Source organism: Pseudomonas sp. SED1 (genome assembly GCF_034044025.1).
GTDB lineage: Bacteria > Pseudomonadota > Gammaproteobacteria > Pseudomonadales > Pseudomonadaceae > Aquipseudomonas.
In genome coordinates, this window is sequence record NZ_JAXCIS010000010.1 from 1 (window position 1) to 23,930 (window position 23,930).

General features: G+C 61.2%; 20 protein-coding genes and 1 pseudogene. 9 read left to right on the forward strand and 12 right to left on the reverse strand.

Annotated elements, in window-relative coordinates:
• Positions 1-56: 56 nt before the first annotated feature.
• Positions 57-224, forward strand: a pseudogene (locus SNL23_RS01245) (efflux RND transporter permease subunit); the annotation flags it as partial.
• A gap of 100 nt (positions 225-324) precedes the next feature.
• Here SNL23_RS01245 and treS read toward each other — a convergent pair.
• On the reverse strand, positions 325-2,391 hold the full coding sequence (treS, locus tag SNL23_RS01250) for a maltose alpha-D-glucosyltransferase (protein WP_318301382.1): 2,067 nt from the start codon (positions 2,389-2,391) through the stop codon (positions 325-327).
• Positions 2,392-2,512: 121 nt separating this feature from the next.
• Positions 2,513-3,295, reverse strand: coding sequence for an SDR family NAD(P)-dependent oxidoreductase (locus tag SNL23_RS01255; protein WP_318301383.1), 783 nt, complete (start codon positions 3,293-3,295; stop codon positions 2,513-2,515).
• Positions 3,296-3,434: 139 nt separating this feature from the next.
• Between SNL23_RS01255 and SNL23_RS01260 the strand changes: the two genes are divergently transcribed.
• Positions 3,435-4,583: an aldose epimerase family protein gene (locus SNL23_RS01260; protein WP_318301384.1), complete on the forward strand. Its 1,149-nt coding sequence runs from the start codon at positions 3,435-3,437 to the stop codon at positions 4,581-4,583.
• Between the two features lie 53 nt (positions 4,584-4,636).
• Here SNL23_RS01260 and araH read toward each other — a convergent pair whose 3' ends face one another.
• The 7 genes from araH to SNL23_RS01295 all read right to left on the reverse strand — a co-directional run bounded on the left by araH (position 4,637) and on the right by SNL23_RS01295 (position 13,126).
• Complete coding sequence (araH, locus tag SNL23_RS01265) at positions 4,637-5,605, reverse strand: L-arabinose ABC transporter permease AraH (protein ID WP_076013463.1); 969 nt, start codon at positions 5,603-5,605, stop codon at positions 4,637-4,639.
• Between the two features lie 10 nt (positions 5,606-5,615).
• Complete coding sequence (araG, locus tag SNL23_RS01270; protein ID WP_167664315.1) at positions 5,616-7,157, reverse strand: L-arabinose ABC transporter ATP-binding protein AraG; 1,542 nt, start codon at positions 7,155-7,157, stop codon at positions 5,616-5,618.
• Positions 7,158-7,221: 64 nt separating this feature from the next.
• Positions 7,222-8,226 (reverse strand): substrate-binding domain-containing protein, encoded by a 1,005-nt coding sequence (locus tag SNL23_RS01275; RefSeq protein ID WP_076013465.1) that lies wholly within the window; start codon positions 8,224-8,226, stop codon positions 7,222-7,224.
• Positions 8,227-8,282: 56 nt separating this feature from the next.
• Positions 8,283-9,158, reverse strand: a complete 876-nt coding sequence (locus SNL23_RS01280; protein ID WP_318301385.1) for an SMP-30/gluconolactonase/LRE family protein — start codon at positions 9,156-9,158, stop codon at positions 8,283-8,285.
• A gap of 39 nt (positions 9,159-9,197) precedes the next feature.
• Positions 9,198-10,778: an aldehyde dehydrogenase (NADP(+)) gene (locus tag SNL23_RS01285; protein WP_318301386.1), complete on the reverse strand. Its 1,581-nt coding sequence runs from the start codon at positions 10,776-10,778 to the stop codon at positions 9,198-9,200.
• Positions 10,779-10,789: 11 nt separating this feature from the next.
• Positions 10,790-11,782 (reverse strand): AraD1 family protein, encoded by a 993-nt coding sequence (gene araD1 / locus SNL23_RS01290; RefSeq protein WP_318301387.1) that lies wholly within the window; start codon positions 11,780-11,782, stop codon positions 10,790-10,792.
• A gap of 21 nt (positions 11,783-11,803) precedes the next feature.
• The gene (locus SNL23_RS01295; protein ID WP_318301388.1) at positions 11,804-13,126 is read right to left on the reverse strand and encodes an MFS transporter; all 1,323 of its coding nucleotides are present in this window, start codon (positions 13,124-13,126) and stop codon (positions 11,804-11,806) included.
• Positions 13,127-13,318: 192 nt separating this feature from the next.
• On the opposite strand from SNL23_RS01295, the gene SNL23_RS01300 reads away from it, so the two are divergent.
• Genes SNL23_RS01300 through SNL23_RS01310 form a run of 3 tightly spaced genes read left to right on the forward strand, consistent with a single transcriptional unit; the run spans position 13,319 to position 16,783 of the window.
• Entirely contained in the window at positions 13,319-15,055 is a 1,737-nt protein-coding gene (locus SNL23_RS01300; RefSeq protein ID WP_318301389.1) for an IlvD/Edd family dehydratase, read from the forward strand.
• A 56-nt stretch (positions 15,056-15,111) separates the two neighbouring features.
• Positions 15,112-15,834, forward strand: coding sequence for a FadR/GntR family transcriptional regulator (locus tag SNL23_RS01305; protein WP_167664311.1), 723 nt, complete (start codon positions 15,112-15,114; stop codon positions 15,832-15,834).
• Between the two features lie 34 nt (positions 15,835-15,868).
• A complete protein-coding gene (locus tag SNL23_RS01310) occupies positions 15,869-16,783 on the forward strand; it encodes a LysR family transcriptional regulator (RefSeq protein WP_318301390.1) in 915 nt (304 codons plus the stop codon).
• On the opposite strand, the gene SNL23_RS01315 is transcribed toward SNL23_RS01310, so the two are convergent.
• Complete coding sequence (locus tag SNL23_RS01315) at positions 16,776-17,717, reverse strand: cupin (protein ID WP_318301391.1); 942 nt, start codon at positions 17,715-17,717, stop codon at positions 16,776-16,778. The genes SNL23_RS01310 and SNL23_RS01315 overlap by 8 nt on opposite strands.
• Before the next feature lie 426 nt (positions 17,718-18,143).
• Complete coding sequence (locus SNL23_RS01320) at positions 18,144-18,728, reverse strand: hypothetical protein (protein WP_318301392.1); 585 nt, start codon at positions 18,726-18,728, stop codon at positions 18,144-18,146.
• A 116-nt stretch (positions 18,729-18,844) separates the two neighbouring features.
• On the opposite strand from SNL23_RS01320, the gene SNL23_RS01325 reads away from it, so the two are divergent.
• Together SNL23_RS01325 and SNL23_RS01330 are read left to right on the forward strand one after the other, a co-directional pair.
• Positions 18,845-19,225 (forward strand): RidA family protein, encoded by a 381-nt coding sequence (locus SNL23_RS01325; protein ID WP_010170818.1) that lies wholly within the window; start codon positions 18,845-18,847, stop codon positions 19,223-19,225.
• Positions 19,226-19,435: 210 nt separating this feature from the next.
• On the forward strand, positions 19,436-21,424 hold the full coding sequence (locus SNL23_RS01330; RefSeq protein ID WP_318301393.1) for a peptidase U32 family protein: 1,989 nt from the start codon (positions 19,436-19,438) through the stop codon (positions 21,422-21,424).
• 19 nt (positions 21,425-21,443) lie between these two features.
• Here the strand turns inward: SNL23_RS01330 and SNL23_RS01335 are convergent, their stop codons facing one another.
• Positions 21,444-22,343, reverse strand: a complete 900-nt coding sequence (locus SNL23_RS01335) for a DMT family transporter (RefSeq protein ID WP_318301394.1) — start codon at positions 22,341-22,343, stop codon at positions 21,444-21,446.
• A gap of 130 nt (positions 22,344-22,473) precedes the next feature.
• Between SNL23_RS01335 and SNL23_RS01340 the strand changes: the two genes are divergently transcribed.
• A complete protein-coding gene (locus SNL23_RS01340; protein WP_063030264.1) occupies positions 22,474-22,917 on the forward strand; it encodes an Lrp/AsnC family transcriptional regulator in 444 nt (147 codons plus the stop codon).
• 96 nt (positions 22,918-23,013) lie between these two features.
• Positions 23,014-23,868 (forward strand): NmrA family NAD(P)-binding protein, encoded by an 855-nt coding sequence (locus tag SNL23_RS01345; RefSeq protein WP_076013477.1) that lies wholly within the window; start codon positions 23,014-23,016, stop codon positions 23,866-23,868.
• Positions 23,869-23,930: the final 62 nt, after the last annotated feature.

The window sequence follows — 23,930 nt, forward strand, 5'->3', positions numbered from 1 at the left end:
AATGAACGCGGCGCCCTCAGGTTCTTCGCGAGCAAGCTCGCTCCTACAGTGGGTCGCTGGTGTGGGCCTCCGGTGCCGGGGCTGCGGGGCGGCATGACATGGGCCTGGTGATCTTTGCCGGGTTGTCGATTGGTACCGTGCTGACGCTGTTCATGGTGCCGGCGATGTATATGTTCATTGGCTCCACGCACCATCAGGAGGCGCAGCAGCCGGTTCCCGTGTAGGAGCGAGCTTGCTCGCGAAAGACGTTAACGATGGCGCGGGCATTCAGAATGAACGCGGCGCCTTCAGGTTCTTCGCGAGCAAGCTCGCTCCTACAGTGGATCAGATCATCGGCGAGCTACTCACCACCCGCAGCGCCAAGCCTTCGTACGCATCCAGGGTGATGGTGAAATCGCCCTCGGGCGTCAGATCGCCTTCCACCCGCTCATTGATGATGTCCACCACCGGCCCTGGCGCGATATTGGGCAGGTGCAGGGTTTCCGTAATCGGTGTGGAGCCGAAATTAAGCGCCGTGATCTGAGTACCTTTGCCCGCCGGCAGTTCGTGAACCATGATCAGCAGCCCTGGGTGTTGCACATCCGGCACCAGGATCTGGCGGCTGGCGGCGATGTCGTAGGCTCGGCGCACCGCGAGGATTCTTTGCAGTTGCGAGGCAAACGAATCCGGGTCGGCCAGTTGGGTGATCAGGCTGCCGTACAAGGTTTTCGGACGCGGCATCTGCCCGGCGGATTGCTCCGCGTCGGGGTTCAGGTCCACCAGGTCATAGGCACCGCGATGGATCCAGCGTGTGTCGCCATCGAGCATCAAGTGGGCCACCTCCTCCGGCGGCAATGGCAGTGCGCCCACCAGGTCCCAGCCGGACAGTGCAAACACCCCAGGTTGCATCGCGTTGTACATCACCAGCAGCAGGTGAATCTGGCGGATCTGTTGGATATCCGCCGGGGTAATCGCTTCAAGGTCGCGAATGCCCAACGCCGCCGTGATGATGCTGGCGGTGGTGCACGACACGCCGTTGGTCACGAATTTCAGGTTATAGGGTGCGTGTTCGCCGGCGAGGCGTTCGTACATCTGTTCGCGGATGTGCTCGCGCAGGATGCCGCCTGGAAAGGTCTGGCCCTGATACAGGTAGTTGTCATGGGCGTGCAGGGTCCAGAAGTGCACCAGTTCCAGGGTCAGTTCGTCATGGTTCTGCAAGGCATGGATCAGCGAGCCGGGGTCGATGCCCAGGGTGTGCATCTCCCGCAGCATCAGGCGCAGGAATTCGGTGTCGCCCATCAATAACGCGTGCTGGTACGCCGGCCGGGTGATGAAGTCGTAGGACAGGTCGGCGCCGCCGTGGGACATGGCGGCGATGTCGTCCACCGTCAGGTTCAGTTCCTGGAAGCTGAAACCGCCCGCCTTGCGAATCGCCCCGCCTAATATCTGGTTGCCGGTGATGGACAGCGGGTGGCTTTCAGACCAGGCGTTACCTTCGAGTTTTCGCTCCACGCCGAGGAAGCCGTTGGCGTCCAGGCGCAGGATCTTCGCGCCCATCACGTCGATGGCGTGCAGGGCGTCGCCGATGATCATCTGCTGCGCGGCGAAGGTCGGGTCCAGCCAGTTCAGTGACGGTTGGCCTTCCTTGAAGTAATGCAGGTATACCCAGCGCCGGGGTTTGCCATCCACGCCGATCACCACATCGGTCGCGCTCCAGTCGGTTTCCTTGACTCCGGGCTCGAAGAAGATCACCCGTTGCAACTGGCCGACGATGTAGTGCTTGTCCCTCAGCACGTCGACCTGCTGCGGGCTGAGGTTCTGTGCATCACGCCCCTCGGCAATCTCGGGCAGCAATGGCCAGTCTTCCTCGCGGATTTCCACCATGTGGTAGAGCCCGGGGTAGTCTTCGTAAGCCATCTCGGCCAGGCGGAAGTCCGCGCCTTTGCCGGTGTGGGACGGGATCACGTCGTCGATGATCACCGCGTTGTGCGCGGCGGCCATGCGCGCCAGGGATTGCAGTTGGGCCTCGGTGCCCAGTTGCGGGTCGATGTCGAAGCTGATGCGGTCAAAATTGCCGTCAATCGTGGGGGTGTGCTCGGTGCCGGAAAGACCACCCGAGCGCTTCAACGGGCCGTTGTGAATGCCCTGGATGCCGATCTTTGACAGTGCATGCCATAACGTCTCATCGCCCAGGGCTTCGAGTACGCTGCCGTTTTCACGGGTGACGATGGACGCCGGATACGCCGTGAACCACACCGACGACAGGGCTGAAGCATCGCGGGGCCGCGTATGGGCATACGGCTGCTGCCACAATCTGCCTTGCCCCGAGTAGAGTTTGGCGCGCTGCTTTGCGGCCTGCAGCATTGATTGTTCTACCAGCCAGGCCACATGTTTCTTATCGGCGTCCGTCATAAATCAATCACCTGCACCCATGAAGTAGTCGGTTGCGGTGGCTGTATGTGAACCACCGTTCGTTACTGTATGAGGCCCCGGGTGACGATTCGTTGCATCCGAGATGGCTGCCCTTCCCGGCCTAGACCCACCCACCGTCCACAATGAAGTTCTGTGCGGTGCACATCGCCGAGACATCAGACGCCAGGAACAGCGCCATATTGGCGATATCTTCCGGCTGCACACTTCCCGGCAAACACTGGCTGCGGCTGATCAGTTCCCGGGCGTCATCATCCACCCACATCGCCAGTTGTTTTTCGGTCATCACCCAGCCCGGCACCAGTGTGTTGACCCTGATCCGGCTCGGGCCCAGCTCTCGCGCCAGGGCCCGGGTCATGCCGTGGGCGGCGGCTTTGCTGGCGGCGTATACCGGGTATCCGCTGGAAGCCATCATCCAGCCAATGGAACCCAGGTTGATGATCGCCCCGCCCCCTGCGGCTTTCATCATGGGCACCACGGCCCGGGCGGCAAAAAAGGCGTGCTTCAGGTTGACCGAGATCAGTTGGTCGAATGTCTCTGAGTCGACTTCATCCAGGGTGTGCCGAACGTCATTGGCGGCATTGTTCACCAGCACATTGATCGGCCCCAGGGTTTGCGCCAGGCGCCTGATGGCGGCCTTGTAAGCGATCTCGTCGGTGATATCGCAATGGGCGAATTCGACGGCATGCCCCTCGGACGACAGGATTGCCGCCAAGCGGTCGCCCTGCCCTTGCGCCCGGTCCACGAACGCAACCTTGGCACCCTGGCGTGCGAAGGCTCGCACCATGGATTCGCCAATCCCGGAAGCACCGCCGGAAATCAGCACGGTTTTATCTCGCAGGTCCGGGTACATCGCCTGTGCGCCAGCCTGTTGTTCAGTGTTCATGTGACGGTCACTCCGCTGTATTTAGTCTTATTTTATATTGCAAAATTTGCGAATTTGTCTATATATCAGCACTGCATCTGATCGAAATACAATAAATAGTCGAACTATTTAATCAACAACAATAAAAGGTAGCTCAGTCATGCGGCAATCCCGATTCCTGCTTACCGGCCTCGGCCTCTCGTTGGCGATAGCCAGCCTCGGCGCTCAGGCGGCTGGCCTGTCCAGCGAACACAAACCCTTCGGCAAAACCAATGACGGCACCGCCGTCGAGCAGTACGTGTTGCGCAACAGCCATGGCGTACAAGCCACGGTGATCACCTACGGCGCTGTGTTGCAGTCGCTTAAGGTACCGGACAAACACGGCCAGTTCGCCGATGTGGTGCTGGGCTTCGACAACGTCCAGGGCTATCAGGCCGGCACCGCGTTCTTTGGCGCGACCATCGGGCGTTTTGGCAATCGCCTGGCCAAGGGCGCTTTCGAGCTGGACGGCAAACACTATCAAGTGCCCCTCAACGACGGGCCGAACTCCCTGCATGGCGGTGCGCAGGGCTTCGACAAACAGGTGTGGAAAGCCCAGCCAGTCAAGCAAAAGGACTCGGTGGGCGTCACCCTGAGCTACCTGTCGAAGGACGGCGAGATGGGCTTTCCCGGCAACCTGAAAGTCGATGTCACTTATAGCCTCAACGACAAAAACGAGCTGCACATCGACTACAAGGCCACCACTGACAAACCCACCGTGCTGAACCTCACCAACCACAGTTACTTCAACCTCGCCGGCGCGGGTAACGGTGACGTGCTCAAACAGCTGGCCACCTTGCACGCCAGCCATTACACCCCGGTCAACAGCACCTTGATTCCCACCGGCGAACTGGCCCCGGTGGCCGGTACACCGATGGACTTCCTCAAACCCACCGCCATTGGCCAGCACATCAAGGACGATCACCCCCAACTGAAATTCGCCGAACCGAAACAAGGCGGCTTTGACTTCAACTGGGTGCTGGATGCCAAGGGTGACATCGGCAAACTGGCCGCTGACGTTCGTGACCCGCAGTCCGGGCGGCGCTTGCAGCTCTATACCAGTGAGCCCGGCGTACAGTTCTATACCAGCAACTTCCTCGACGGCTCGATCAAGGGCAAGGGCGGCAAACCTTATGCCCACTGGAGCGCGTTCACCCTCGAAACCCAGCATTATCCCGACGGCCCCAACCAGCCGAACTTCCCGTCAACCCGCCTTGATCCCGGGCAGACCTACACCCAAAACACCGTGCTGAAATTCTCCGCCGACTGAACCCGCTTGATCGTTCCCACGCTGCGTGGGAACGATCAAAGCTTGCGCAGGGATCAGCGTTGTTTCATGCGGTCGATCACCACCGCCAACAGTAGGATCGAACCGCGGATCACATACTGGTAGAAGGTGTCGATGTTCTTCAGGTTCATCGCGTTCTCGATGATCGCCAGAATCAGCACCCCGGCAATCACGTGGCGAATCATGCCAATCCCGCCGCTTAACGACACCCCGCCCAACACGCAGGCAGAAATCACCGTCAACTCGAAACCCTGGCCAATCATCGGCTGCCCGGAGGTCATGCGTGAGGCAAGGATCACGCCGGCCAAGGCGCCGATCACCCCGTGCACGGCGAAGATGATGATCTTGGTGCGATCAACGTTCACCCCCGCCAGCAACGCGGCTTCCGGGTTGCCACCGATGGCCATGGTGTTGCGCCCGTAGGTGGTGTAGTTGAGCAGCCAGCCGAAAAACAGGAAACACACGATGGTGATCAGGATCGGCACCGGCACGCCGAACAACTGGCCGTTGCCGAAGACGAAGAACCCATCCTGGGAGACGCCCACCGCTTTGCCATTGGCAAAGATATAGGCCAGGCCGCGCACGATCTGCATGGTCGCCAGCGTGGTGATCAGTGCATTCACCCGCAGCTTGGCGATCACAATCCCGTTGATCAACCCCACCACCAGGCCCATCAGCAGTGCGGCACCGATGCCGAGCAACACGCTGTCGGTGTCGCGCATCACGATCGCCGCCACGACCCCGGCGCAGGCAATCACCGAGCCCACCGACAGGTCGAAATGCCCTGACGCCAGGCAATACAGCATGGTGCACGCGGCAATCCCGGTGGTGGAGATCGCCAGCCCCAGGCCGCGCATATTGAGCGGCGACAGGAAGTTGTCGATCAGCAAGGTGCAGAGCACGAAGATCCCCACCGCCGCCATCAGCATCGCCCAGTTGTCGAGCAGGCTGCGCAGGTCCAGCGGTTTGCGCGCCGTGGGCACAGCAGTGTTTTGGCTTGTCATAGTCACCTCGTCAGTTCCCCTGGCTCGCGGCGCGTTGGCGCGGCAGGGCCATTTGCAGCAGGTTGGATTCATTGGCGTGTTCGCGGCTCATCTCGCCGCGCATCGCGCCTTCACACAGCACCAGGATGCGATCGGAAATGCCCATCACCTCCATCAGGTCGCTGGACACCACAATCACCGCAATGCCGCGAGCCGCCAGGTCATGGATGATCTGGTAAATCTCGGCCTTGGCGCCGATATCGATGCCCCGGGTGGGCTCGTCCAGCAGCAGGACTTTCATCGGCATCGACAGCCACCGCCCGAGAATCGCCTTTTGCTGATTCCCGCCGGACAGGTACATGATCTTCTGCGCCGCCGTGGGCGTCTTGACCTTCAGCGCCTTGATCTGCGTGGCAGCGTTGTCTTTCTCCCAACCACTGCGCAACAACCAGCCAAAGCGCGAATGGGCACTGCGCGCGCTGATGTTGATGTTCTCGGCGACGCTGGACAGCGGCACGATGCCCTCCTTCTTGCGGTCCTCGGGGCACAGCAAAATACCGGCGTCGATGGCGTCACGGGGTGAACGCAGGCGCAGCGCATCGCCGCACAAATCGAGGCTGCCGGCACTGTTGCGCTCAAGGCCTCCCAGGATCCGCAGCAACTCGGTACGCCCGGCGCCCACCAACCCGAACAGGCCGAGAATCTCGCCCTGGTGGGCCTCGAAACTCACCGGTTCACGCAAGCCGGGGCCCAGCAAGCCGTTGACCTTGAGTGCCACCGCACCCCGCTCGCGGGGCCGGTAGTCGTAGATGTCCTGAATGTCGCGACCGACCATGCAGGTCACCAGTTGATCGTGGGTCAAGCTGCTCATGTCCTCGAACGTGCGCACATAGCGGCCGTCCTTGAATACCGTCACCGCGTTGCAGATGCGGAACACCTCTTCCATGCGATGGGACACGTACAGCACCACTTTTCCCTCGTCCCGCAGGCGACCGATGATTGCCATCAGGCGGTCGATCTCCCGTGCTGACAGGCTGCTGGTGGGTTCGTCGAACGCAATCACATGGGCGCCACGGGACAGCGCCTTGGCGATTTCCACCAACTGGCGCTGGCCCAGGGACAGGCGGCCGACTTTCTCCTGGGGGTCGATTTCATCCGCCAGGCCCTTGAGGCACGCCAATGCCTGCTGGCGCAACGCGCTGCGATTGATCAAACCAAAGCTGGCCGGCAGGTGCCCGAGGAACAGGTTTTCGGCCACGCTCATTTCCGGCACCAGGTGCAGCTCCTGGTGGATCACCGCGACGCCGCTGGCGATGCTGTCCGCCGCACATTTGAAAGCCATGGTGTGCGCGCCGATCTGCACGCTGCCGCTGCTTGGCACATAGGCGCCACCGAGGATTTTCAGCAGCGTGGATTTACCGGCGCCGTTCTCGCCCATCAAGGCGTGAACCTGCCCCGGGTGGGCACTGAAGCTGATGCCATCCAGCGCCTTGACCCCGGGAAACGTCTTGCCGATATCGTTGAAGCACAGGCTGGCACCGGTGCTGTGGGGGTGTTTCTGTTGCGCGTGCATAACCACCTCGTCACACAGGTCAGGCGGCCCTGTCAGCAGGGCCGCCGGGGAACGTCAGCGGTCTTCAGTTCCACAGACCGATCTTTTCCAGCTCCTGCTTGAAGTTCTCGCGGGTGATCAGCGTCACCTCGTCCATCGCTGTGTACTTCGGTGGTTCCTTGCCGGTGGTGACCCACTCGAACATCATGCTCGCAGTGTTGTAACCCTCGATGTGCGGGCTGGGCAGCATGGAGCCGAAGAAGCCGCTGTTGGCTTTCTTCAGCTCGCCGATGGCGTCGGTGCCGTTGATGCCGATACCGATGACGTTAGCGGCGGCAAAGCCGGCGCTTTCGGTGGCGCGCACGCCGCCGAGCACGGTGTTGTCGTTCATGCCGCCGATGATCAGGTTTTTCGCGCCGCTGGGCAGTTTCACCAGTGCCGAGTTGGTGGCGTCCATGCTGCCGGGTACGTCGAGGGTCTTGAGGGCGGCGAACAGAATGTGGTCGTCCGGAATACCCGCAGCCTTCAGGGATTTGACCGAGCCGTCGGTGCGTTTTTTGCCGGTGTCGAGTTCGTTGTAGGTGTTGATCACCGCGTAGGTGTCTTTCCAGTCCCAACCGCGCTTTTTCGCTTCAGTGGCCATGGCACTGCCCTGCTTCTCGCCCACTTCGAAGGCGGCCATGCCCAGGTAAGGCACGTCCTCCATGAAGTTGCCCTTGGCATCCACAAAGCGGTCATCCACGGCGATCACCTTCAAGCCATTGGCTTTGGCCTTGGCCATGATGGCCGGGCCCAGTGACACATCCGGCGGGCAAATCACAAAGCCCTTGGCGCCGTTGGCAGCCAGGCTGTCGATGGCCGAAAGGGTTTTCTCGCCGTCGGGCACGGCGATCTTGATCACTTCAAAGCCCTTGTCCTTGCCGGCTTTTTCGGCGAAGGCCCATTCGGTCTGGAACCAGGGCTCTTCGGCCTGCTTGACCAGAAAGCCGATTTTTACTGGCTCTGCTGCCAGTAACAGGCTGCTCAGGCTGACGGCCGACACCGCCACAGCGGCGCAGCACAGGGAACGGATACCACGACGACGATTCATAGGGTGACTCCTTGTTGTTGTTTTTGAATGCGTTAAACAGCGGTAAAGCCTGTTGGTTATCCTGCAAAGCGGTGACAGGTTTTCCCCGGCACATCGACCTCGATCGCCAGCACCGCGCCGTCCAGCGGGTGATTCAGCGGGCTGGCGGCACTGGTGATGTACAAGGTCTTGAGGTCGGGGCCTGCGAACACGCAACTGGTGGGACGGCTGACCGGCAACTCGATCACCCGGTCGACTTCGCCGCCCGGCGTCAGTCGCAGCAGGCAACTGCCGTCCCAGCGGGCATTCCAGATATAGCCTTCGGCGTCCATGGCCGAGCCGTCCGGGCCACCACGAGCGTGAGGCCCGAACCAGACGTGCGCGGGTTCAAGCTGACCATCGTCGGTGATTACGTGCCGATACAACGTGCCGTCCAGGCTGTCGCCGAAATGCACGTGGGTGGCGGCGTCGTTCCAGAGCAAGGTGTTGGGAATGCCCAGGCCTTGCAGCAACGGCGTGACCTGCCCGTCGGCATCGACACGGAACAGGCCGCCGGAACGCCGCAGCACCGGCAAATCTTCACCGTTCTCGCCGATGTTGTTCTGCATGGTGCCCAGCCACAGCCGGCCCTGGGCATCGCAACGGGCTTCGTTGGCACGGTTGCCCGGTTGCGGGTCGGCGACGCAGAGCAAGGTCAGGCGGGGATCGCTCGGCGCCGAATCGAGGTCGAGGCGATACACGCCACTGCTCAGGGTTACCAGCGCATCACCGCTGGCACACGGGATAAATGCCGAGACGGGCTCAGGCAGTTGCCAGGTGTGCAGTTGCCCGTCTTTCAGGCGTAACGCCTGCTGGCCGATGATATCCACCCAATACAGCGCCTGGCCCTGCTCGTCCCAGAACGGGCCTTCGCCCAGCCGAGCGCGGTGCGGTGTGACGGCATTCCACGACATGAAACCTCCTGCTTTCTTGTTGTTTTCAGGTGGTACGGGTTACAGCGCGTCGCGCGACGGCTGCCCATCTACCAGACGCTGAATGCGCAACGGGTTGGCATTCTTCAGCGCGTCGGGGAGCAGGCTATCAGGGTAGTTCTGAAAGCACACCGGTCGCAGGAAACGCTCGATTGCCAGGGTGCCCACCGAGGTGCCACGGGCATCGGAAGTCGCCGGATAAGGCCCGCCGTGGACCATCGCGTCACACACCTCGACGCCGGTGGGATAACCGTTGAGCAGGATGCGACCGACCTTTTGTTCCAGCAGCGGCGTCAACTCGCCGAACTGGGTGAAATCCGCCGGCTCGCCAATGATTGTCGCCGTCAGTTGGCCGTGCAGGCCCTGCAACGCGGCACTCAGTTGCGCCTGGTCGGCAACTTCCACGAACACTGTGGTGGGGCCGAACACTTCTTCCTGCAGCACTTCATCGCCGTTGATCAGCAGGCTGGCATCCGCTTTGAACAGTTGTGGCTGCGCCTGATTGCCGGTTTGCGCCTGGCCCGCCAGGTGCTCGATGCCAGGATGGGCCAGCAGCGTATGCAGGCCTTTGCCGTAGCTGCTCAAGGTGCCGGCATTGAGCATGGTTTGCGCCGGCTGGTCGCCGATCAGTTGGGCGACCTGTTGGATGAATGCGCTGAACGGTGGCGATGCAATCCCGATCACCAGGCCCGGGTTCGTGCAGAACTGGCCACACCCTTGCACCACCGAGGCGACCAGGTCGCGGGCGATGCTGTCTGCCCGGGCTTGCAGCGCCTGGGGCAACAGGATGACCGGGTTGATGCTGGACATCTCGGCGAACACCGGGATCGGTTGCGGACGTGCCGCCGCCATATCACACAGGGCCCGGCCACCCTTGAGGGAACCGGTGAAACCCACGGCCCGGATTGCCGGGTGCTTGACCAGTGCTTCACCCACACCGCCGCCGAAGATCATATTGAACACGCCGTCGGGCATCCCGGTGCTCTGCGCCGCCCGCATGATCGCATCGGCGACCCACTCGGCAGTGGCCATGTGGCCGCTGTGGGCCTTGAACACCACCGGGCAGCCGGCCGCCAGCGCGGCGGCGGTGTCGCCACCGGCAGTGGAAAAGGCCAAGGGGAAATTACTCGCCCCAAACACCGCGACCGGCCCGAGACCGATGCGGTACTGGCGCAAATCCGGGCGTGGCAAAGGCTGGCGATCCGGCAGCGCCTGATCGATCCGCGCACCGTAGAAATCACCGCGCCGCAGCACCTTGGCGAATAACCGCATCTGGCCGCTGGTACGGCCGCGCTCGCCCTGGATACGCCCGGCGGGCAACGCCGTTTCTCGGCAGACCAAGGCGATGAAGTCATCGCCAAGCACGTCCAGTTCGTCGGCTATCGCCTCCAGGAACGACGCGCGATGCTGCGCGCTAAGGCTGCGATAGGCCGGGTAAGCCGCCGCCGCGGCGGTGGCTGCCGCATCGACTTCCTGCGCCGTCGCCTGGTAGAAATCATAGGGCAACGCTTCGCCGGTAGTGGCGTCGACGCTTTGCAGCGTGACGCTGCCGGTGGCGCTGCGCTGGCCGCCGATGTAGTTGTGGCCGTAAATCCGGGTCATGCCTGTCTCCTTTAAAGAGTGCCTACGCCGCCGGGTGCAACGACCCCTTCGACCTTGGTAATGCCGTTGATCAAGGGCGCGCCGAATTCGGCCTGGCTGATTTCGAACACATCGCCTGGCTGGGTACGAATGCCGTCGGCAAACGACAGGGTTGCCGTGCCGAAGAAGTGGATATGCACGTCCCCGGGCCGCAGGAACTGGCTGTATTTGAAATGGTGGTATTCAAGGTTTTCGAGGCTGTGGCACATGTTGGCTTCGCCACTGAGGAATTCGTTCTGCCACAGCACCTCGCCGTTGCGCAGGATGCGGCTGGTGCCCGCCAGGTGCCTGGGCAGTTCACCCAGGCGCAACTCGGGGCCATAGCTGCAACTGCGCAGTTTGGAGTGGGCCAGGTACAGGTAATTCTTGCGCTCCATCACGTGATCGGAAAACTCATTGCCCACCGCGTAGCCCAGGCGATACGGCTTGCCGTCGTGACCAATTACATACAGCCCGGCGATTTCCGGCTCTTCGCCGGCGTCTTCGGCAAACGCCGGCCACGGGAACGGCTGGCCCGGGCGCACCACGATGCTGCCGTCGCCCTTGTAGAACCACTCGGGCTGGACACCGGCTTGGCCAGAGGCGGGTTTGCCGCCCTCCACGCCCCATTTGAAGATGCGCATGGTATCGGTCATCGTGCTCTCGTCACCGGCCTGCTGGTGCATCTTGTCCCGCGCCGACGCGCTGCCCAGGTGGGTCAGGCCGGTACCGCTGACCAGCGTATGCGCCGGGTCGGGGTGATCCAGCGGGGGCAGGATCCTTTGCCCGGCCAGCAGTTCGGCGTAGTCGTGGCTGGCGGCCAGGCCCAGATGCTCTATTTGCTGTTGCAAGGTGACACCGGCCTCGATGGCGGCGAGTGCCAGGTCGCGCACCGTGCGTGCCGATTGCACTTCGCGCACCTGTCCGCCCTCGACCACGCCTACCCGGCGTTCGCCGTTGCTCAATTCAAACTGCACTAAACCCATGAGTCTTCTCCTGATTGCCAATTAAGTACGCGTGGCGCCACGGGCGCTGGCGGCGAACTGGTCGGGCGGCAGCACATGTTTGCGCTCCAGCAACCGGTAGACCACGCCCGTCAGCACCACCCCGAACAGCATCACGCAGGCCAGGAAGTACAGGCCCGACGCGAGGTTGCCGGTGTACTCCTTGAGGGCGCCAATCACGAACGGCCCGATGTAGCCGCCGAGGTTGCCCACCGAGTTGATCAAGGCGATACCTGCCGCCGCACTCGCGCCGGCAAAGAAACGTCCCGGCAAGGTCCAGAACACCGCCGTGCAAGAGAACAGCGCGAACGCCACCAGGCACAGCGCTGCCAGTTGCCACAGTGGCACTGTCAGCCAGGCGCTGAAGAACAGGCCGATGGCCCCCAGCACGTAAAGCACCGCGAGGTGGCCGTAGCGATCATTCAAGCGGTCGGAACTGCGGGGCACAATCAGCAAGCCGATGATCCCGAAGATGTAGGGCACCGCCGACACGAAACCGGTGGTCAGGTCGCTGCCGCCGAACTGTTTGATCAAGGTCGGCAGCCACAGGCCCAGGCCATAAATGCTCAAGGTCACCGGCAGGTAGAACAGCGCCAGCAGCAATACACGTTTGTCCTTCAGGGCATGCAGCGGGTTGCCGTGCCGGGTCTGGCCGTAGGCTTGCAGGTCTTTGGCCAGTTCACCGGTGAGCCAGTCCTTCTCGGCCTGGTCCATCCATTTGACCTGTTGCGGCCCGTCCGGCAGGTAACGCAGCACCGGCCAGGTCAGCAGGATCGCCGGGGTGCCGATGACAATGAACAGCCATTGCCAGCCGTGCAGGCCGAGGATTCCGTTCATGCCGAGCAAGCCGCCCGCCACGGGGCCGGTGATCATCATGGCGATGGGCTGGGACAGGATGAACAGCCCGAGGATCTTGCCGCGGTGGCGCACCGGGAACCATTGGGTGATGTAGTAGAGGACTCCCGGGAAGAACCCGGCTTCGGCGGCGCCCAGCAGAAAGCGCATCACATAGAAACTGTGGGGGCCCTGGACGAATGCCATACCGATGGTGATGGCGCCCCAGGTGACCATGATCCGCGCGAACCAGCGCCGCGCGCCGAAACGGTCGAGCATCAGGTTGCTGGGGATTTCCAGAAGGAAGTAACCAATAAAGAACAGCCCTGCCCCCAGTCCATACGCGGCATCACCGATGCCGGCATCTGCGCCCATGTGCAATTTGGCGAAGCCCACGGCCGAGCGGTCCACGTAGGCAATCAGGTACAGCAAGATCAGGAAGGGAATCAGTTTCAGCGTGATGCGACGTATCAGCCGCTGTTCCTGGCTCATGTGAGCAGTCTCCGATTGTTATTTTTATAGAGCGTTGCGGGTCGCCTCTCGCGGAAATTCGCCAGGGCCAAGCCTCGTTGAATCGGACTATATAGTATTACTATTTAATCAACAACACTTCCAAAGCATCGAATTTACGCCTATGTTAAGCCGAGATTAGATCAATATAGTCTTACAATAAGAGAGTCGACCATGTCCGAGAAAAAGCCCGTCCTGCGCTCCGCCAGCTGGTTTGGTACCGCCGATAAAAACGGCTTCATGTACCGCAGCTGGATGAAAAATCAGGGGATTGCCGATCATCAGTTCCATGGCAAACCGATCATCGGGATCTGCAACACCTGGTCGGAACTGACCCCCTGCAACGCGCATTTCCGCCAGATTGCCGAGCACGTGAAACGTGGGGTGATTGAAGCGGGCGGCTTTCCCGTGGAGTTTCCGGTGTTCTCCAACGGCGAATCGAACCTGCGCCCCACCGCCATGCTCACCCGCAACCTGGCCAGCATGGACGTGGAGGAAGCCATTCGCGGCAACCCCATCGATGGCGTGGTGCTGCTGACCGGTTGTGACAAGACCACCCCGGCGCTGCTGATGGGCGCTGCCAGTTGCGACGTGCCAGCGATCGTCGTCACCGGCGGGCCTATGCTCAACGGCAAGCACAAGGGTCAGGACATTGGCTCGGGCACCGTGGTGTGGCAGCTCAGCGAACAGGTCAAGGCGGGCACCATAACCCTCGACGATTTCCTCGCGGCCGAAGGCGGCATGTCGCGCTCGGCAGGTACGTGCAACACCATGGGCACCGCTTCGACCATGGCTTGCATGGCCGAAGCCCTGGGCACTTCCCTGCCCCACAACGCAGCGATTCCGGCGGTGGATGCGCGCCGTTATGTACTGGCGCACATGTCGGGCATGCGCGCAGTAGAGATGGTGCGTGAAGACTTGAAGCTGTCGAAGATCCTGACCAAGGAGGCCTTCGAAAACGCGATCCGCGTCAACGCAGCCATTGGCGGCTCGACCAACGCGGTGATTCACCTGAAAGCCATCGCCGGGCGTATCGGCGTCGAGCTCGACCTGGACGACTGGACCCGCATGGGCCGCGGCATGCCGACCATCGTCGACCTGCAACCGTCCGGGCGCTTCCTGATGGAAGAGTTCTACTACGCCGGCGGCCTGCCGGCGGTGCTGCGCCGCCTCGGTGAAGCCAACCTGATCCCGCATCCGAACGCCCTGACTGTCAACGGCAAGTCCCTCGGTGACAACACCCGGGAAGCGCCGATCTACGGCCAGGACGAAGTGATCCGTACCCTCGACAATCCGATCCGTGCCGACGGCGGCATTTGTGTGCTGCGGGGCAACCTCGCGCCACTGGGTGCGGTACTCAAGCCATCGGCTGCCAGCCCCGAGCTGATGCAGCACCGCGGGCGTGCCGTGGTGTTCGAGAACTTCGACATGTACAAGGAACGCATCAACGACCCGGAGCTGGACGTGGATGCCAACTCGATCCTGGTGATGAAAAACTGCGGGCCCAAGGGTTACCCGGGCATGGCGGAAGTCGGCAACATGGGCTTGCCGGCCAAACTGCTGGCCCAGGGTGTGACCGACATGGTGCGGATTTCCGATGCGCGCATGAGCGGCACGGCCTACGGCACCGTGGTGCTGCACGTGGCACCGGAAGCGGCCGCCGGCGGCCCATTGGCCACGGTCAAGGAAGGCGACTGGATCGAACTCGATTGCGCCAATGGCCGCCTGCACCTGGACATTCCGGACGCCGAACTGGCGGCCCGCATGGCCGACCTTGCGCCGCCTCAACAGCTGATTGTCGGGGGCTACCGTCAGTTGTACATCGACCACGTGCTGCAGGCAGACCAGGGCTGCGACTTCGACTTCCTGGTGGGCTGCCGCGGCGCTGAAGTGCCGCGTCATTCCCACTAATTGGGACAGGAGCAATGCTATGATGCCGCGTATTTCGCCAGAGTAGCCTCCCTGTTATGGATCAGCAGCCGACCAAGCCGCGCAAGAGCATGCACGCCCAAATCGTTCAGGACTTGGGCATGCACATCGTTTCCGGACGCTTCAAGCCGGAAGAACGACTGCCCATGGAGGCGACCTTGTGCGAGGAATACAAGGTCAGCCGGTCGGTGTTGCGTGAGGCGACGCGGGTACTGAGCGCCAAGGGCCTGGTCATTTCCAAGCCCAAGGTCGGCGCCGTGGTGCGCCCGCGGGTGCAATGGCACCTGCTGGACCCGGACGTACTGTCCTGGCTGATGCAGTCGACGCCCCACAGCGAGTTTTTCAATACCCTGGCCGGTGTACGCCGCATCCTGGAGCCGGAAATCGCCGCCATGGCGGCTTCTACCGCTACCGATGCCGATATTGCCGTCATCGAAAAGGCCTACCAGGGCATGGAAACCGCCCAGACCCACGACGCGCTGTTGCAGGCCGACCTGGACTTCCACCGCGCAATTGCCGATGCGACCCGCAACGACTTGCTGGCCTACATGTGCAACATGCTGTCGCTGCCACTTCGCGAGTCCATCAACATCACCAACCGTCGCCCCGACATCCAGGGCCTCAGCCTGCCCCGGCACAAGGCGATCCTCACGGCGATCAAGAACCGTGACGCCCTCGGCGCGCGGCATGCCTCCCTGGTGCAACTGGACGATACCCGGGTCGCGCTGGACACCGTAATGAATGTGCTGACGCCGCTGTAGGCCAGGCAACCCACCGTCAAGATCGAGGCCGCCCTTGGATTACTTCGCTGCGTTAACCGCCTTTGTCGAAGCCGCCGAGGGCAATAACTTCTCCCGCGCCGCCGACCGGCTTGGCATCAAGGCCTCCACGGTTTCACGCTACGTGAAGGACCTGGAACAGGACCTTGGCATCGCCTTGTTCAACCGCTCTACGCGCACGCTGCACCTGACTGAAGGTGGCCAGACGTTCCTGATGCACGCACGCCGGGTGCTGGATGAACTGGAACAAGCCAAGGCCGCCACCTCCGCATTGAACGAGCAGCCACGGGGCGTGCTCAAGCTCAACCTGCCGCCCGCATTTGCCCGTCACCATATCCTCCCCACGTTGAATGCCTTCCTGGCCCGCTACCCGCAGATCAAGCTGGAACTGATGCTGGATGACACTCACGTCAACCTGATTCATGCCGGCGCGGACCTGGCGATCCGCATTGGAACCCTGGCCGATTCCACCTTGAAGGCACGCAAGATTTGCGATGAGCGCTATCGGCTGGTGGCCAGCCCGGGGTTGTGCCAGGAGCATCCGGCGCCGTCCGCCCCTTCGGAACTCGCAGCGCTGCCGGTGATTCTGGGGCGGGATGTCGCGGCGGATGTTGCTTTTGCCAACGGGCATGAAGTGTCGCCGTTGGTGCATAACGACGCTATCCGCATCAACGACCTCGACGCACAGCTGATCGCCGCACAACAAGGCCTGGGATTTGCCTTGCTGCCCGACTGGCTGGTGGCCAAGAGCATTGAAGCCGGCGAGCTGGTGGTGTGGTTGCCTGAGTGGAATATCCGGATCGCCGGCCGCGAACCGGCGGTGTGGTTCGTTTATCCACCCAAGCGCATCGTGTCCTCCAAGGTGAGGTGCTTCATCGACTTTATCGTCGAGCAGCTAGGCGAAACACCGCACTGGAAACGTCTCAACTGAAGCGGATATCCAGCGACCGCAGATAGGTTTGCAGCCCCGCATCCTGGATCGGAATCAGGAAGGCTTCCATGTCGGACTCGTTGAAGTGGGCATGCCAGTAGCCTGGAGGTGTGACGAAGGCCAACCCCGGCGACCAGTCGACCCGCACCGGATTGCGGATCTGGCCATCGGCCTCCAGCTCGGTGCCCACCAGCGAGTAGCAACCCTTGGGGCAATCGATGATGAAATCCAGCGCAATCGACTGGTGCCGATGAGGCTTTTGAATCGACCCGGCCGGCAGGATGCCGTACATCGCCCACAGCACATGGGTCACGGTTCGGGTCTGCGGGAAATTGCGATTGCCCAGCAGGATGCTGATACGGCTGCGATCCTGGGCGCGGGGATCATCGGCGGCTTCACGCAGCTTTGCATTGGCCAGTTCTGCGGGATACAGCGTCGGCACGAAGCGATCGGCACTGCGGGTCACGCCCAAGTAGCGCAACATCGGTTCATCGTGCACGTAGTACAGGCGCGCATCCTCAGATGCACTGAACTGCGCCTGCAGCAGGCCCGGCAGCGCAATGAAGCAGCCTTTGGACCATTCGATGTGATGCTCGCCCTGGGCCACACTGCCCTGCCCCGCAATCACATAAAACACCTGTGAGGTGGCATTGGGTCGCAGCTCCAGCGTGTCGCCTGCGTTCAGGCGAATGAAATTTGCACACAGCCCCGGCCCCGTTGCCGGGCCTTCGCAGCCGAGTGCATCACTGAGGTCCAGCGGGACCACCCGGGACGGGCCGCTGTCATACAGCGAGGCCGGGAAGCTGTGGTAGGGAATGCGGGGAATCAGGTTGGCGCTGATGGGGTTGGCGGCTTTGCTGTATTCGAAGTACTCGGCGTCGAGCAGGTGCAGTGGCTGGGTATCGGTCACATCAGGCTTGAATTCGCTGTTCATTATGATCACCTCAATCTACGGCTGGATTTCGCAACGGCCCGTGGGAGGTTGCGGCGGTGAAAGAACTATAGGCATTCAGCGGCGGTGGATTAATCCCTTATGCTGCACAGCAGTTATGCGAAATGGGGCAGGTACGAGTCCGTCTCCGTGTACTGATAGTTTGATCAAGCCAACTATCAAAGTGCCACTTTATAAATTAGTTAAATATATCTACATTATCGCCCATAAAAAATCCGCCGCAGAGACTGCGGCGGCAAACCAAAGGATTTTGTCGAAGCAGAGCGGCTAAGACAGGATTAAAACTACAGCAGCGTGCGTGCATGCGTAGTGAATTTTAATTAATCGAGTTTAATCATCCCTTCACTGGTTCTTTACCGCGAGCCGGTTAAAAATTCCGCGTCGCGCAAAGGCCGGCGACGGGTCTGCTCAGCTTGATCGAAAAAGCAGCAGTAGCGCGATGATTACAAACAGAGCACCGCACATACACATCAACCCATTGATTTTGGTATTCATCGCTTCAGCGTTTTTGACGAGTTCATCCAGTTGGCTTGTGTAGTCGATGCTCGTTTGTTGCGTATTCGATTGCGCAGACTTTGCACGGTCGTTGGAGCTTACTTCAGCGTGCGCCGCAATCAAGCTGCCACCGGCACCTCCGCAAGCGAGGGTAATCATCAAATTGAACAAGACTATTTTTTGATTTTCAGCTTCTTGCAAAAAGTTCGGGAACTCGATAGGAGGGAAAAACGTCGGTAGGTATGTAGCCTGCAAAAAGACCCCGAAGCCGATCAGTACCAAGCCTTTGATGAATCGGCTCAACGAACATTCAACGACCATCACAAGCATTATCAAGCTGGCGGTGACCATCGTTGTAGAGCCAGCCGGGTCACGCTGAAGTGTAGGCGCAGCGATAAGGCCGCCCGCGGCAACGACCAAACCGAACACTAACCAGGCAATGCTTTTCTTAGGGCGGGCCGCGTCGGCTCTCGTGGTTACAGATGCATATTTAAGCATTTGAAGGGTTACGTCCTTGCAATAGTCTTGAGATAGCCGGCAAGAATAACTTTTTTCAACGCACCCGTAATCGATAGACTGGCAGCCATTTCAATCCTCTCAAACAAGAGAACCCCATGGCCAACCACGACCTCGCCTTCACCCCCGACCTCGACCCGGATTCCATCTCCTCCGACGTCATCGGCTTCAACGGCATCCTCGTCTCTACGCAAATCCCCACCCGCGCCGACGGCAGCCTGGAGCTGGGCGACATCACCCTGCAAAGCGAATGTACCCTGCAAGCCCTCAAGGTGGCCCTGGAGCGCGCCGGCAGCTCGATTGACCGGGTCATGCACTTGACCATTTACCTGACCGACATGGCCGACCGCGCTGCGTTCAACGAAGTCTACAAACGTTATTTCGCCAAGCCTTGGCCAGTCCGTGCAGCGGTGGGCGTGGCAGCCCTGGCCGTGGAAGGCATGCGGGTTGAAGTCACGGCGATGGCCGCCAAGGCCTGAGCCAAACGCTCTATATCACCCCACTGTGATCAAATGTGGGAGCTGTCGAGCCCCAGCGAGGCTGCGATGGGATCGCCTCGGTGTCACTGATACACCGCGGTGTCTGCATTGCGGGCAAGCCCGGCTCCCACACGAGCGGCATGGTAGATGTCGATAGCGCATTTCGCAGCTACAATGCCCGCCTCCGTGACAAGCCTGACTAAAAAAACTATGTCCTTGCCCAAGCATCACCTGGAATTGCTCAGCCCTGCGCGCGATGTCGCCATCGCCCGCGAGGCCATCTTGCATGGCGCCGATGCCGTGTACATAGGCGGCCCGAGTTTCGGCGCACGCCATAACGCCTGCAATGACGTGAGCGATATCGCGCAGTTGGTGGAGTTCGCCCGGCGCTACCACGCGCGGGTGTTCACCACCATCAACACGATCCTGCACGACAATGAGCTGGAGCCGGCGCGCAAGCTGATCCACGAGCTTTACGATGCCGGTGTCGATGCGCTGATCGTCCAGGACCTGGGGGTGATGGAGCTGGATATTCCGCCCATCGAGCTGCACGCCAGCACCCAGACCGACATCCGCACCCTGGGCCGGGCCAAATTTCTCGACCAGGCCGGTTTTTCGCAGTTGGTATTGGCCCGTGAGCTGAACCTGCAGGAAATCCGTGCGATTGCCGATGAAACCGATGCCGCCATCGAGTTTTTCATCCACGGCGCGTTGTGCGTGGCCTTCTCCGGCCAGTGCAACATCTCCCACGCCCAGAATGGCCGCAGCGCCAACCGCGGCGATTGCTCCCAGGCCTGCCGCCTGCCCTACACCCTGAAAGATGATCAGGGCCGTGTGGTTGCCTTTGAAAAGCACCTGTTGTCGATGAAAGACAACAACCAGAGCGCCAACCTGCGCGCCCTGGTGGATGCCGGCGTGCGTTCGTTCAAGATCGAAGGCCGCTACAAGGACATGGGCTATGTGAAGAACATCACCGCCTATTACCGTCAGCGCCTGGACGAGATTCTCGAAGACCGCCCGGACCTGGCTCGCGCCTCCAGCGGCCGCACCGCGCATTTCTTCCTGCCGGACCCGGAAAAGACTTTCCACCGTGGCAGCACCGACTACTTCGTCACCGACCGCAAGGTCGACATCGGCGCCTTCGACACTCCGACCTTTACCGGCCTGCCGGTGGGTGTGGTGGAAAAAGCCGGCAAGCGTGACTTGCAAGTGGTCACCCATGAGCCGCTGTCCAATGGCGACGGCCTCAATGTGCTGATCAAGCGTGAAGTGGTGGGTTTCCGCGCCAACATCGCAGAAGCTAAAGGTGAGTTCGAAGAAGACGGCGAGAAGCGCTACCGCTACCGCGTCGAGCCCAACGAGATGCCGGCCAGCCTGCATCAACTGCGGCCGAATCATCCGTTGAACCGCAACCTGGACCATAACTGGCAGCAGGCGCTACTGAAGACCTCCGCCGAGCGTCGTATCGGCGTGACGTGGGTGGCTCGCTTGCAGGAAGACCGCCTGGAGCTGACCGTCACCAGCGAAGAAGGCATCAGCGCCAGCGTCACCCTGCCCGGCCCGTTTGGCGTGGCCAACAAGCCGGAACAGGCGCTGGAAACCCTGCGCGACCTGCTGGGCCAACTGGGCACCACCCAGTACCACGCCACTGCGATCGAGCTGGATGCGCCGCAAGCGTTCTTCATCCCGAACTCGCAGCTCAAGTCCTTGCGCCGCGAAGTGATCGAGGCGCTGACCGAGGCGCGTATCCAGGCCCATCCACGGGGCGGCCGCAAGGCGGAAACCACGCCGCCGCCGGTGTACCCGGAATCGCACCTGTCGTTCCTGGCCAACGTCTACAACCAGAAGGCCCGCGACTTCTATCACCGCCATGGCGTGCAACTGATCGACGCGGCGTACGAAGCCCACGAAGAAACCGGCGAAGTGCCGGTGATGATCACCAAGCACTGCCTGCGTTTCTCGTTCAACCTGTGCCCTAAACAGGCCAAGGGTGTGACGGGGGTGAAGACCAAGGTCGCGCCGATGCAACTGATCCACGGCGATGAAGTGCTGACGCTGAAGTTCGACTGCAAGCCTTGCGAGATGCATGTGATTGGCAAGATCAAGGGCCACATCCTCGGCCTGCCGCAACCGGGCAGCGTGGTGGGTTATATCAGCCCGGACGACCTGCTCAAGACCATCCCGCGCGGCGCACACTGAGTCGCCGGTGAGCGTCATGCTACGGCGTGACGCTCACCGCTGTTTTCGAGCGCCACCACCAACCCCGCTGCAACCCCGCCGCCGCGAGCAAAATCGCCGCCACGCCCAGCCATTGCATCCAGCCCAGGCGATGCCCAAAGGCAATCCAGTCGACAAAGATTGCCGCAATCGGGTAGATAAATGACAACGCCCCGGTGATTGCCGTCGGCAACTTCTGGATCGCGCCATACAGCAACACGTACATCAAGCCGGTATGCACCACGCCCAAGGTCAGCAATGCCGCCCAAGCATCCATCGATGCAGACAGGCTGTGCCACTGCATCAGCGGTGCCAGCAGCAAGGCGCCCGTGGTCACCTGGATCAACGCCATCAAATGCGGCGGCACCTCTTTCAAACGCTTGATGATCAGCGCCGCAATCGCATACAGAAACGCCGCACCCAGCGCCAATGCCACGCCCACCAAATAGTCATCCCCGGTGTTTTGCTGACTGCCATGGGCAGTGACAATCGCCAACATCCCGACAAAAGCCACGCTCAACCAGGCAAGCTTTTGCACGGTAATTTTCTCCCCCAGGAACACCGCGGCCAGCATCACCAGCATAAACGGCTGGACGTTATACACCGCCGTGCTGATAGAGATTGAAGCCTTGGCGTAGGACTCGAACAGCAGCAACCAATTGCCCACAATCGCCACGCCGCTGAGCATCGCCAGCCCGAGCTTGGTGTAGCTCAGCAAGTCCATGCGCAGGTAGCCCAGCAACCCGCACACCACCAGCAGCGTCAGCGCGCCGATCACGCAGCGCCAAAACACCACTTCGACCACCGATACACCCGACACCAGCACGAACCAGCCGATGGTGCCGGAGATGAGCATGGCGGCGACCATTTCCCATGCACCGCGACGTATGGATTTGTCCATGATTGAGCTCCTCAAGTGAGGCTCAATTATGGCAATCTGGCTTGTAGTGACTCCAGATTCTAAATAAGGCGAACCTTGAATTTTGCCTATTCTTATTAGGCAAACCCCAGGCATTACTTTCGGAGCGAGCATGATTGACAGCATTGACCAGCAACTGATCGCCGCGCTGATGGACGATTCGCGCCTGTCCCTCAAGGCCTTGGCGGGCATCACCGGCCTCTCCTCCCCCAGCGTCGGCGAACGGCTGCGGCGCCTGGAAGAGCGCGGCGTCTTGAAGAACTACACCGTGGACATTGACCCCAAGCATTTTGGCTATCTGCTGCAAGCCATCGTGCGCATCCGCCCGCTGCCTGGGAAACTGCAGGAGGTGGAGCGCCAGATCCAGGCGATCCCCGAGTTCACCGAATGCGACAAGGTGACCGGCGATGACTGCTTCATCGCACGCCTGCATGTGCGCACCATGGACCAACTCGACACGCTGCTGGATAAGCTCAACGCGTACGCTGAAACCAACACCGCCATCGTCAAGAAAACCCCGGTAAAACGCCGGTTGCCACCGCTGGGTGATTCATGATTTTGAGTCACTGATGCAGTGACGGGATCGCTATTCTGTCAACGCAGAGCGGTGTTTATGCTTGATCCACCCATTGAAACAACAGGCGTAAACACCATGTATGTCATCACCGGAATCACAGGCAAAGTCGGCGGCGCCCTCGCGCGCTTTCTCCTCAACGATCGTCAACCCGTGCGGGCAGTCATTCGCGATGCCAGCAAAGGCGCCGAATGGGCCGCCCTCGGATGCGAGGTCGCCATCGCCAATATGGACGACGCCGCCGCCCTCACCGCAGCGTTCAAGGGCGCCACCGGCGTGTTCATCCTGCCGCCTTCGGATTTCGACCCGGAGCTCGGCTTCCCCGAGGCGCGCAAGGTGATTGCCGCCGTTGCCCAAGCCATCGAGGCGGCGGCCCCACAAAAAGTAGTGTGCCTGTCGACCATTGGCGCCCAGGCCGAACACCTGAACCTGCTGACCCAACGCACCTTGATGGAACAGGCGCTGAGCGCGTTGAGCGTGCCGGTGACCTTCCTGCGCCCAGGCTGGTTTATGGAAAACGCCGCCTACGACGTAGCCACGGCCCGTGAGCACGGAGTGATCTACAGCTTCCTGCAACCGCTGGATAAGACCGTACCGATGATCGCCACCGCCGACGTCGGCCGCCTCGCTGCGCAACTGCTGCAGCAACATTGGAGCGGGCGTCGGGTAGTTGAGCTGGAAGGCCAATGGGTCAGCCCGAACGACATCGCACGCACCTTGACCGAAGTGCTTGGTCGCGGTGTGACTGCGCAGGTGGTGCCTCGTGATACGTGGGAGCCGATGTTTCGTGAGCAAGGCGCGCAGAATCCAATGCCGCGCATGCGCATGATTGATGGGTTTAACGAAGGTTGGATCTGTTTTGAGCAAGCGGACGTGGTCAAGGGTGAGACCACGTTGCTCAAGGTGCTGCGCGAACTGGCTGCAAAAGCTTGATGCCATGGCCTGCAAGCCAGCTCAGTGATTGGGTACATATCCGTTATTTAGGTAACGGCCAC